This window comes from Acidovorax sp. ST3 (genome assembly GCF_003231145.1).
Lineage (GTDB): Bacteria > Pseudomonadota > Gammaproteobacteria > Burkholderiales > Burkholderiaceae_C > Acidovorax.
The window spans coordinates 57,291-68,816 of the sequence record NZ_QKVP01000006.1 but is presented as its reverse complement, the minus strand read 5'-3'; the positions used below and the strand labels follow the sequence as shown (position 1 = coordinate 68,816).

10 protein-coding genes are annotated in these 11,526 nt (G+C 65.6%); all 10 read left to right on the top strand.

The window, feature by feature from the left end; genetic code table 11:
- Positions 1-65 precede the first annotated feature (65 nt).
- The 10 genes from dksA (at position 66) to murF (ending at position 11,500) form a co-directional block, all read left to right on the top strand.
- A complete protein-coding gene (dksA, locus tag DNK89_RS19085) occupies positions 66-863 on the top strand; it encodes an RNA polymerase-binding protein DksA (RefSeq protein ID WP_110961393.1) in 798 nt (265 codons plus the stop codon).
- Positions 864-910: 47 nt separating this feature from the next.
- Positions 911-2,650, top strand: coding sequence for an STAS domain-containing protein (locus DNK89_RS19080; protein WP_110961392.1), 1,740 nt, complete (start codon positions 911-913; stop codon positions 2,648-2,650).
- A gap of 166 nt (positions 2,651-2,816) precedes the next feature.
- Positions 2,817-3,383, top strand: a complete 567-nt coding sequence (gene hslV, locus DNK89_RS19075; RefSeq protein WP_056646768.1) for an ATP-dependent protease subunit HslV — start codon at positions 2,817-2,819, stop codon at positions 3,381-3,383.
- A 131-nt stretch (positions 3,384-3,514) separates the two neighbouring features.
- Positions 3,515-4,840 carry an ATP-dependent protease ATPase subunit HslU gene (gene hslU / locus DNK89_RS19070; RefSeq protein ID WP_110961391.1) on the top strand — a complete coding sequence of 442 codons (1,326 nt, stop codon included), beginning with the start codon at positions 3,515-3,517 and terminating at the stop codon, positions 4,838-4,840.
- Positions 4,841-5,092: 252 nt separating this feature from the next.
- Positions 5,093-5,521, top strand: coding sequence for a division/cell wall cluster transcriptional repressor MraZ (gene mraZ, locus DNK89_RS19065; RefSeq protein ID WP_015012546.1), 429 nt, complete (start codon positions 5,093-5,095; stop codon positions 5,519-5,521).
- Between the two features lie 8 nt (positions 5,522-5,529).
- Positions 5,530-6,456 carry a 16S rRNA (cytosine(1402)-N(4))-methyltransferase RsmH gene (gene rsmH / locus DNK89_RS19060; RefSeq protein ID WP_110961390.1) on the top strand — a complete coding sequence of 309 codons (927 nt, stop codon included), beginning with the start codon at positions 5,530-5,532 and terminating at the stop codon, positions 6,454-6,456.
- A gap of 1 nt (position 6,457) precedes the next feature.
- On the top strand, positions 6,458-6,787 hold the full coding sequence (gene ftsL, locus DNK89_RS19055; protein WP_015012548.1) for a cell division protein FtsL: 330 nt from the start codon (positions 6,458-6,460) through the stop codon (positions 6,785-6,787).
- Positions 6,784-8,529 carry a penicillin-binding protein 2 gene (locus DNK89_RS19050; protein ID WP_015012549.1) on the top strand — a complete coding sequence of 582 codons (1,746 nt, stop codon included), beginning with the start codon at positions 6,784-6,786 and terminating at the stop codon, positions 8,527-8,529. The genes ftsL and DNK89_RS19050 overlap by 4 nt, the downstream gene beginning before the upstream one ends.
- On the top strand, positions 8,529-10,043 hold the full coding sequence (locus DNK89_RS19045) for a UDP-N-acetylmuramoyl-L-alanyl-D-glutamate--2,6-diaminopimelate ligase (protein WP_110961389.1): 1,515 nt from the start codon (positions 8,529-8,531) through the stop codon (positions 10,041-10,043). The genes DNK89_RS19050 and DNK89_RS19045 overlap by 1 nt, the downstream gene beginning before the upstream one ends.
- The gene (gene murF / locus DNK89_RS19040) at positions 10,034-11,500 is read left to right on the top strand and encodes a UDP-N-acetylmuramoyl-tripeptide--D-alanyl-D-alanine ligase (protein ID WP_110961388.1); all 1,467 of its coding nucleotides are present in this window, start codon (positions 10,034-10,036) and stop codon (positions 11,498-11,500) included. Before DNK89_RS19045 ends, murF begins: the two co-directional genes overlap by 10 nt.
- Positions 11,501-11,526 lie beyond the last annotated feature (26 nt).

Genomic DNA, 11,526 nt, shown 5'->3' with positions numbered 1-11,526 from the left:
CTTGCCACCAGTCCCGGGCCGTGAGAGCGGCCAAGGGCCCGCCCGTACTGCGAGGAGACCAGGAAGTGAAAGCCGACACCAGCAAATCCAAGGGGGCCACCAAGGCAACCCCTGCCGCGGCGAAAAGCGCCGCCGCCCCAGCAGCACCCAAGGTGGCTGCGAAGGCCGCTGCCAAGGCTGCTGCGGCACCCAAGGTGGCCGCGCCCCCCGCCGTGGCGGTAGCCGCTGCGGCGCCTGCGCTGCAGGCGGGCTCGCAGGTACCCGTGCGCACAACCCGGCCTTCTTCCCGATTGGCCCAATTGACCGTACCATCCATGGCACAGACGGTGGCCTCAACGGCCGCCAAAGCCAGTTATCAACACACCATGCCCACGACCGCGCAAGCGCAGCCTACTTTCACGGCTGCCAAAAAAGACCCCAAGCTGGCGAACAACTGGAAGACCAAGTCCGTCGCCGAGCTGACCGACGCTGAAGTCATGGCCATGCCCGACAGCGAGTACATGAACGAGAAACAGATGGCGTTCTTCCGCCTCAAGCTCGTTCAGCTCAAGCAGGACATCCACAACAGCGCCGGCGAAACCACCGAGCACCTGCGTGAAGACACCGTGGTGGTGCCCGACCCGGCCGACCGCGCCACCATCGAAGAAGAGCACGCACTGGAACTGCGCACCCGCGACCGCGAGCGCAAGCTGCTCAAGAAAATCGAGCAATCCATCGCCCGCATTGATGCCGGTGACTACGGCTACTGCGACGAAACCGGTGAACCCATCGGTGTCGGCCGCCTGATCGCTCGCCCCACTGCCACGCTGTCGCTCGAAGCGCAGCAACGCCGCGAACTCAAGCAGAAGATGTTTGGGGATTGAGCAGGCAGCGGCCTGTCAATCAACGCGCGCACTCTGCACCCTGAGCAATGAGCAAGGAAGAATCCACCCCCGGCGGCCTGCTATCGAAGGTGGTGCGGTTCGTGAAGAATCCGACCGTCAACTGGACAGAGCTGGATTCCCTTCAGGACGACCGGGAGAGCCAGTACAGCAAGCAGATGCTCAAGGAGATGATCGAGCGCAAGCGCCGCAACGACTTTGTGCGGCGCCGCGAATTCGATCAGCTGCGCAAGTTGCGCCAGCGCGAGGTCTTGCACGGCCAGCGGGTGGAAGACGCTGCTGGGCGGCCCTCGTTCTTCCAGAGCAGCATGGCATCGCCCGACGAGCGGGCCGTCACGCTCAAGAAGATCGACGAGATTGAAGCGCAGATGTCCCAGCAGTGGTGGAAGAGCAAGCAGGGCGCCGACGCCCCCACCCAGCCTGGGGTGATGCCGGACTCCAGCACGGAGGCCTCTTCGGAGGAGCAGGCCCGTGCCTATGCGCCCACGGTGCCCGGAAGCCTGTCTGCCCCCTTGGACACCAAGCCTGCCGTCCAGCCCCTGTTTGCCGATGACAGCATGGCCATTGGCCGTTTTGGTGGCACGGACGCCACCATGCTGCCGGGCAGCACCCCACACGTCGAAGCATCCTTCAGCCCTGCGGCTCCCACGGCTGCGCCCGCGCCCGCATTCGAACCGGAGGAATTCGTGCACGAACCCGATCTTGAAGAAGCCGCCATCCGGTTTGCCAATGGTGACCATGCAGGGGCCGAGTCTGGTCTGCTGGAGGTGCTGGCCCAGCACCAGCAGGACGATCCAGCGCAGCAGCTGGAAATCTGGATGACGCTGTTTGACCTGTACCGGGCCACCGGGCAGCACGACCGTTTTGATACCCTGGCCATCGACTTTGCCGCGCAGTACGGCCGTTCTGCGCCGCTGTGGTTCTCCATTCCGGCGCAGCTGGGTCTGGCCGCAGAGGCCGCACCGGCTGCCGAGCCCGCCGTCGCCATGCGCCGCGATTTCAGCTGGAACGCACCACCCACCGTCGCTGTCTCTTCGGTGGCGGCCCTGCAGGCCTCCCTGGTGCGTGCCGCATCGCCCTGGACCTTGTCCTGGTCGCGCCTCACTTCCATCGACGAGGCTGCGGTGCCCCTGCTGGCCGACCAGTTCAGCCAGTGGGCTGACCGTGATGGGCAGATCGTGTTTTCGGGTGTGGAAAAGCTCCATGCCTTGCTGGATGCCAAGACCCAGTCGGGCGACCGCTCCAACAGCCCTGAGTGGTGGCGCCTGCGCATGGCCGCCATGCGCCTCATGGGCAAGCCCGACGAATTTGAACTGGTGGCCCTGGACTACTGCGTGACCTATGAGGTCTCGCCGCCGTCCTGGGTGTCGCCGCGCTGCGGATACTCGGACAACGAAGGGGTTTCGTCTGGTTCCGCCCCGCTGGCGGCGGACAGCGACTTCATGGCCTCCGACCTGGGCGAGCTGTCGGCACCGGCCCCGCTGGATGCGGGCCCGGTGGCAGAGCTGAAGGGCCACATCGATGGCGATGCCACGCCCCTGTTGCAGCCGTTCGAGGCGCACTTCAAGCCCGGTGTGCCGCTGACCATTGCCTGCGACAAGCTGATCCGGGTGGACTTTGCGGCCGCAGGCTCGGTGCTCAACTGGGCCGCCGAGCAACAAGGCCATGGCCATGTGATCCAGTTCCACAACCTGCAGCGGCTGGTGGCGATCTTCTTCAACGTGATCGGCATCAACGAGCACGCCTGGGTGGTTCCCCGCAAGAACTGAGCTGACTTGGCAGTGCGGCGGTCGGCTGGCGCGCCTCTCTGTTTCTTGTTTTCTAGGGTTGTCGGTGAAGTCGGCTTCTGTCGTGGGCGCGAGTGGCGTGCTCCACAGGTATTCGCGTCGGATGGCTGCCTTGCAAAATGGGCTGCCGCCCCCATCTGCCGCAGCTATGGATTCATCACAAGACAACCATCCGGTGTTCCACGGCACCACCATTCTTAGCGTGCGTCGCCAGACGCCCTCCGGCATTCAGGTCGCCATCGGCGGCGACGGGCAGGTCACGCTGGGCAACATTGTGGTCAAGGGCACGGCGCGCAAGGTGCGCAAGCTCTATCACGGCAAGGTGCTGGCGGGCTTTGCCGGGGCCACGGCCGATGCTTTCACGCTGTTCGAGCGCTTCGAGGCCAAGCTGGAAAAGCACCAGGGCCACCTAACGCGCGCGGCCATCGAACTCACCAAGGACTGGCGCACCGACCGCGTTCTGCGCCGCCTCGAAGCCATGCTGGCCGTGGCCGATGCCAGCGCGTCGCTCATCATCACCGGCAATGGGGACGTGCTGGAGCCCGAGCAAGGCATCGTGGCGATCGGCTCCGGGGGCGCCTATGCGCACTCGGCGGCCAAGGCGCTGCTGGTGAACACCGAGTTGTCCGCCGAAGAGATCGTGAAGAAGTCGCTCGAAATCGCGGGCGAACTCTGCATCTACACCAACATGAACCACACCATCGAGACGCTCTGAGCGTACGGCGGTGGAACCGGCCCCAGGCTGGCCGCACGGTCAGCCTCTGATGGGCAATTGCTCTGTTTTTTATAGCTGCTAGCGCATGATCCACTAGCGCTACCGCCCCATTTGATACCAGGAAGACCTGTATGTCGTCCATGACCCCCCAGGAAATCGTCTCCGAGCTGGACAACCACATCGTGGGCCAGGCCAGCGCTAAGCGCGCCGTGGCCATCGCCCTGCGCAACCGCTGGCGCCGCCAGCAGGTGGAAGGCAGCCTGCGCCAGGAGATCACGCCCAAGAACATCCTCATGATTGGCCCCACTGGTGTGGGCAAGACCGAGATCGCGCGCCGCCTGGCCAAGCTGGCCGATGCGCCCTTCATCAAGGTCGAGGCCACCAAGTTCACCGAGGTGGGCTATGTCGGCAAGGATGTGGATTCGATCATCCGCGACCTGGCCGAGATGGCCGTCAAGCAGACGCGCGAGGCCGAGATGAAGAAGGTGCGCACCCGCGCCGAAGATGCGGCCGAGGAGCGCATTCTCGACGTGCTGATCCCTCCGGCCCGTGCTGCAGCAGGCAGCGAGCCCGCCGCTGACAACACCGCCCGCCAGGTCTTTCGCAAAAAGCTGCGCGAAGGCAGTCTGGACGACAAGGAGGTCGAGATCGACGTGGCCGAAGGCCGCCCCCAGCTCGAAATCATGGGCCCCCAGGGCATGGAGGAAATGACGGAGCAACTGCGCGGCATGTTCAGCCAGCTGGGGCAGGATAAGCGCAAGACCCGCAAGCTCAAGATCGCGGAAGCCTTGAAGCTGATCACCGACGAAGAGGCGGCCAAGCTGGTCAACGAAGAGGAGATCAAGACCCGCGCCGTGCAGAACGCCGAGCAAAACGGCATCGTCTTCATCGACGAGATCGACAAGGTGGCCGCGCGGCAGGAAAGCAGTGGTGCGGACGTGTCGCGCCAGGGCGTGCAGCGCGACCTGCTGCCGCTGGTGGAGGGCACCACGGTGTCCACCAAGTACGGCATGATCAAGACGGACCACATCCTGTTCATCGCGTCGGGCGCTTTCCACCTGTCCAAGCCCAGCGACCTGATTCCGGAGCTGCAGGGGCGTTTTCCGATCCGGGTGGAGCTGGAGTCGCTGTCGGTCAAGGACTTCGAGGCCATCCTCACGCAGACCCATGCGTCGCTGGTCAAGCAGTACCAGGCCTTGCTGGCCACGGAAGGCGTCACGCTGGAGTTTGCCCCCGAGGGCATCACACGCCTGGCGCACATCGCCTTTGAGGTGAACGAGCGCACCGAGAACATCGGTGCGCGCCGCCTTTCCACGGTGATGGAGCGCCTGCTGGACGAGGTGAGTTTTGACGCCACGCGCCTGTCCGGCCAGACCATCACCATCGACGCCGCCTACGTCGATGCGCGCCTGCAGACCCTGAGCCAGGACGAGGACCTGTCGCGCTACATCCTGTGACCACTCGGTCAAGCCTTGAGAGGTCACTTTCATAGGCCTCTCTAAGTACTTCTTTTTCAACGACTTTTGGCGTTTTGGTAGCTGAAAAAACGCATCTAAGTCGTTGATTTCATTGAAAAGTTTGTGGGACACCCCCCTTGTTCGGTGTGCTTTTCCTGCTACAGTGCAAAAAAGTGCAATTAAGTGGTGAAAAGTGCCCTCAAGGTCCCCTTCGGGACCTCCGAGGCGCAAAACCGAACTGGGAATCTGTCCGTGTTTCAAGGTGCCTCGTCGCTGAGTCTCGATGCGAAGGGTCGGCTGTCCGTGCCGACCCGGCATCGTGACGTCCTCGCGGCCACGGCATCCGGTCAGCTCACCATCACCAAGCACCCGCACGGCTGCCTCATGGTCTTTCCCCGTCCTGAATGGGAGAAGTTCCGCGAGCGCATTGCCCAGCTGCCCATGTCCGCCCAGTGGTGGAAGCGCATCTTTCTGGGCAACGCCATGGACGTGGACATGGACGCCACCGGCCGTGTGCTGATCTCCCCGGAGCTGCGCGAAGCCGCCGGTATCTCCAAAGACACCATGCTGCTGGGCATGGGCAACCATTTCGAGCTCTGGGACAAGGCCACCTACGACGAGCAGGAGGCCAAGGCCATGCAGGGCGAGATGCCGGATGTCTTCAAGGACTTTTCCTTCTGAGGCGCGCTGTGACATCTCCCTTGCAACACACCACCGTCCTGCTGAATGAGGCTGTGGACTCTCTCTTGGGCGGCGCAGGCCCGGAGCCTTCCGGCACCTGGGTCGATGCGACCTTCGGGCGCGGCGGGCACTCCCGCCTCATCCTGCTCCGGCTGGGCCCCCAGGGGCGCTTGGTGGCCTTTGACAAGGACCCCGAGGCCATCGCCGAAGCAACGCGCATCACCGATGCGCGTTTTTCCATTCGGCACGAAGGTTTTCGCCATCTGGCCGACCTGCCGCCTGCCAGCGCTGCGGGCGTGCTGATGGACCTGGGTGTGAGCTCGCCCCAGATCGACAGCCCCGAGCGGGGCTTCAGTTTCCGTTTTGACGGCCCGCTGGACATGCGCATGGACACCACGCGCGGCGAAAGCGTGGCCGATTGGTTGGCCACGGCCGAAGTCGGTCAGATTGCGGAGGTGATACGTGACTACGGTGAAGAACGGTTTGCTGGCCCCATTGCAAAGGCGATTGTTGCTCGGCGCGAAGAACGGGGTCCTCTTGCAACCACCGCAGAACTGGCCGACCTCGTGGCTGGCGCGGTCAAAACCCGCGAGCCGGGCCAGAACCCTGCAACGCGCACATTTCAAGCTCTTCGGATTTTCATCAACGCCGAGCTTGAAGAGCTGCAACAGGCGCTAGAGGCCAGCCTCTCGGTGCTGCAGCCCGGCGGGCGGCTGGTGGTCATCAGCTTCCACTCGCTCGAAGACCGTATCGTCAAACAATTCATCGCGAAACACTCCAAGGAGGTCTACGACCGCCGCGCACCGTTTGCCGCGCCGCAGGCCATGAGGCTCATCGCGCTCGACCGCATCAAGCCCAGTGCGGCCGAGGTCGAGTCCAATCCCCGCTCGCGCAGCGCCATCATGCGCGTGGCCGAGCGCACGGCAGTCGTCTGACATGACGCGGCTGAACGTGGTCCTTTTGCTGGCGGTGCTTGCCAGCGCGATCTACCTGGTGCACACCCAGTACGAATCGCGCCGCCTGTTCACCGAGCTGGACCGCGCGGTGGCCGAGGCGCGCCGTCTGGAGACGGAGCACCAGCGCCTGCAGGTGGAAAAGCGCGCCCAGGCCACGCCGCTGCGGGTGGAAAGGATCGCGCGTGCGCAGCTGAACATGCGCACCGCCACGCCAGCCATCACGCAGTACGTGTCTGACCCACAGGGTGTCGCAACTGCCAATGCAGCAGCGGCAGCCGCCGCTTCGCAACCTGCGGGGGCGCAGCCATGAGCCGCAGTGTGCTCTACACCTCAAGCCCTCTGCTGGCCAGCAAGACACCGGTCTGGCGCAGCAAGTTCATCGTGGCGGTGATTGCGCTGGGTTTTCTGGGGCTGGCTGGGCGGGCGGCCTATGTGCAGGTGTTTGGCAACGCGTTCTTCCAGCGCCAGGGTGAGGTGCGGTTTGCGCGCACGCTGGAGCTGCCTGCCAACCGCGGCAAGATCGTGGACCGCAATGGCCTGATCCTCGCATCCAGCGTGCCAGCTGCGAGCATCTGGGCCATTCCTGAAGACGTGGACCAGGACAAGCCCGAGGTCCGCGCCAAGCTCAAGCAGCTGGCCAAGCTGCTGGACATGCCGCAGGCCGATCTACTGAAGAAGCTGGCGGACGAGGACAAGACCTTTGTCTGGATCAAGCGCCAGCTCGACTGGGATGTGGGCCAGCAGATTGCAGCTCTGGACATCAAGGGCATCTACCAGCGCAAGGAATACAAGCGCCAATACCCCGAGGGCGAAGCCGCCGCGCACGTGGTGGGCTTCACCAACGTGGAAGACCATGGCCAGGAGGGCATGGAGCTGGCGTTCGACAAGGAGCTGGCGGGCAAGCCCGGTTCGCGCCGCGTGATCAAGGACCGCCTGGGTCGCGTGGTGGAAAGCGTGGGCGAAACCGTGCCCCCGGTCGACGGCAAGGACATGCAGCTGTCCATCGACAGCAAGGTGCAGTTCTTTGCGTACCAGAAGCTGCGCGACCAGGTGGCCGCGCACAAGGCCAAGGCGGGCAGCGTGGTGGTGCTCGATGCCCACACCGGCGAGCTGTTGGCGCTGGCCAACTACCCCAGCTACGTGCCCGACAAGCGCCAGAACCTCACCGGCGAGCAGCTGCGCAACCGCGCGCTCACCGACGTGTTCGAGCCCGGCTCCACCATGAAGCCGTTCACCATTGGCCTCGCGCTGGAGACGGGCCGCGTGCGCCCCGAGACCATCGTGGATACCAACCCCGGGCGCATCACCATCACCGGCTCCACGATCTCGGACACGCACAACTATGGCGTGCTCACGGTGGAAGGCGTGATCCAGAAGTCCAGCAACGTGGGCACCACCAAGCTGGCCATGCAGATGCCCGCGCGCGAGATGTGGGAGACCTTCTCGGCGGCCGGTTTTGGCCAGAAGCCGCAACTGCACTTCCCGGGTGTGGTGACGGGGCGCCTGCGCCCTTACAAGAGCTGGCGCCCGGTGGAGCAGGCCACCATGTCCTACGGCTACGGTCTGTCGGCCAGCCTGTTCCAGATGGCGCGGTCGTACACCGTGTTTGCCAATGGCGGCCGGGTCATTCCCGCCACCATGCTCAAGACCAGCGAGCCCGCCGTGGGCGTGCCCGTGTTTTCTGAGCGCACGGCCGACCAGGTGCGCAAGATGCTGCAGATGGCCGCAGGCCCCGGCGGCACAGGCCAGAAGGCGCAGACCGTGGGCTACTCGGTGGGCGGCAAGTCGGGCACCGCGCGCAAGCAGGTGGGCAAGAACTACGCCTCGGGCAAGTACCGTGCGTGGTTCACCGGCATGGCGCCCATCGACAAGCCCCGCATCATCGTGGCCGTGATGATCGACGAGCCCAGCAACGGCGTGTTCTACGGCGGCGCTGTGGCCGCGCCGGTGTTCAGCGAGGTGGTGCAGCAAACCCTGCGCATGATGGGCGTGCAGCCCGACATGGCGGTCAAGCCGCAGATCGTGGCCAATGCGGTGGAGGAGTCGCTGTGATGCCAGCGCCGCTCCACACCCTGCAGACCGCGGGCGAGGCCGTGCAATGGCTGCGCACGCGCGTCACCGGCACCCTGCACACCGACAGCCGCCAGATCACGCCCGGCGACGGCTTCATTGCCTGGCCCGGCGCCGCCACCGACGGCCGAGCGCATGTGGCCGATGCCATGGTCCGCGGTGCCACGGCTTGCCTGGTCGAACAGGCGGGGGTCGAGGCTTTCGCTTTCGAGGGCGACCACATGGCTGCGCTGCCAGGCCTCAAGGCCGCCACAGGGCCCATTGCCGCTGAATGGTTTGCACAACCCACGCAGCAGCTGAAGGTGCTGGCCGTGACCGGAACCAACGGCAAGACCAGCACGGCCTGGTGGCTGGCGGGTGCGCTGAATGCGCTATCGAATGAGGAGCGATCGGGGCAAGATCAATGTGCGCTGGTGGGCACTTTGGGCATGGGAGTGCCTCCCGCGCTGGCCTCCACCGGCATGACCACGCCCGACCCGGTGCGGTTGCAGCGCGCGTTTGCCCAGTTTGTGGCGCAGGGCCTTGGTGCTTGTGCCATCGAGGCCTCGTCGATTGGACTGGCCGAGGCCCGGCTCGATGGCACGCAGATCCACACCGCCATCTTCACCAACTTCACGCAGGACCACCTGGACTACCACGGCAGCATGGCCGACTACTGGCTGGCCAAGCGCGCGCTGTTCGACTGGCCCGGCCTGCAGGCCGCCATCGTCAATGTGGACGACCCCGCAGGCGCCCAACTGCATGGCGAGCTGAAAGGCAGTGCGCTGGATCGGTGGAGCGTCTCGGCCCAGGCACCTGCGCGTCTGACGGCACAAGACATCGCCCTGGGTGACCAGGGCCTGCGCTTCACGGTGGTGGAGGGCAATGACCGTCATCTGCTGCAAACCCGCGTGATCGGCCAATACAACGTGCTCAACCTGCTGGGTGTGCTGGCCACGCTGCGCAGCCTGGGTGTGCCGCTGGACCGCGCCGTGCGTGCCTGCGCCAGCCTGCAGCCCGTGCCGGGGCGCATGCAGCGGCTGGTGGCGGTGGGCCAACCCCTGGTGGCGGTGGACTACGCCCACACCCCCGATGCTTTGGACAAGGCCCTGCAAGCCCTTCGCCCCCTGGTGGCCGAGCGTGGCGGGCGGCTGTGGTGCGTGTTCGGCTGCGGCGGCGACCGTGATGCGGGCAAGCGCCCGCTGATGGGCGCCGTGGCCCAGCAGCAGGCCGACCAAGTGGTGGTGACCAGCGACAACCCCCGCAGCGAAGACCCGGCTGCCATCCTGCACCAGATCCTGCAGGGCACGATTGCCGGTGGCACGGTGCGAGCCGAGCCCGACCGTGCCGTCGCCATCGCCCAGGCCATTGCCGAGGCCGCGCCCGCCGATGTGGTGCTGATTGCCGGCAAGGGTCACGAAGACACCCAGGAGGCGGCAGGCGTGCGTGTGCCGTTCTCCGACATGGCCCACGCGCAGGCTGCGCTGCAGGCCCGAGGAGCCCACACATGGGCATGAACAGTTTTGAACCCGTCATGACCCTGCAGCAAGCCTGGGCACTGCTGCAGCCCAGTATCCCTGCCGCCCGTCTGGTGGGCGATGGCGCCACCCCGCTGGCGCGCGTGCACACCGACACGCGCACGTTGCAGCCAGGCGATTTGTTTGTGGCCCTCAAGGGCGAGCGCTTTGATGCCAACTCCTTCTTGGCCGACGCCCGGGCTGGCGGCGCTGCGGCCGCCATCGCACACGGTGGTCTGGAAGCCGCAGGCTTGCCCGGCATCGAAGTGCCCAACAGCCTGGCGGCGTTGGGCGCGCTGGCCACCGGCTGGCGCACGCAATTTCACCTGCCGCTGATCGGCGTGACGGGCAGCAACGGCAAGACCACGGTGACGCAGATGATTGCGTCCATTCTGCGTGCCTGGCAGGGCGAGGCTGCGTTTGCCACGCAGGGTAATTTCAACAACGACATCGGTGTGCCGCTGATGCTGATGCGCCTGCGCGCCAGCCACCGCGCCGCCGTGATTGAGATGGGCATGAACCACCCTGGCGAGATCGCCACACTGGCGGCCATGGCCCAGCCCACGGTCGCCTTGGTCAACAACGCGCAGCGCGAGCATCTGGAATTCATGCACACCGTGGAGGCCGTGGCCCGCGAGAACGGTTCGGTGTTTGCCAGCCTGCCGGCCGATGGTGTGGCCGTATTCCCGGCAGGGGATGCGTACACGAGCCTGTGGCAATCGCTTGCCATGGAGCGGCCCGGCCGCCGCACGGTGACCTTTGGCGATGGCGGCGATGTCCGCTGTGCACAGGCCACCTGGGAGCGCGGCGCCTGGGCGGTCACCCTGGCCACGCCACGCGGCGAGATCACCACCCGTCTCCACATCGCAGGCCGCCACAACGTGACGAACGCACTGGCGGCCACGGCGTGCACGCTGGCAGCGGGTGCACCGGTTGCGGCCGTGGCCCAGGGGTTGCGCGACTTCACCCCGGTCAAGGGGCGTTCGCGCGCGTTCAGCGTGTCCGTTGCGGGCCGCGACATCACAGTGGTGGATGACACCTACAACGCCAACCCCGATTCCATGCACGCTGCCATCCAGGTGCTGGCCGAACTGCCGGGCCCTCAACTGCTGGTGATGGGCGACATGGGCGAGGTGGGCGACCAGGGCCCGCAGTTCCATGCCGAGGCGGGCGCACTGGCCCGTGAGGCGGGCATCCCCACGATGTTTGTTCTGGGTGCGCAGTCGGTGCATGCTGCTTCGGCCTATGGCGATGGGGCCCGACATTTCAACGAGATGGCCGCCCTGCAGGATGCCGTGCGCCAGGCTCTGCCCACGGTGGGCAGCGTTCTGGTCAAGGGATCGCGATTCATGAAGATGGAACAGGTGGTCGAGGCGATCAGCGCCGCCGCACTGCCCGCAGAACAACAACAAAAGCCGATCAACCCACGGGAGGGACACCATGGCGCAACGCATTGATATTGCCCGCACGGTGCCAGCCTGCG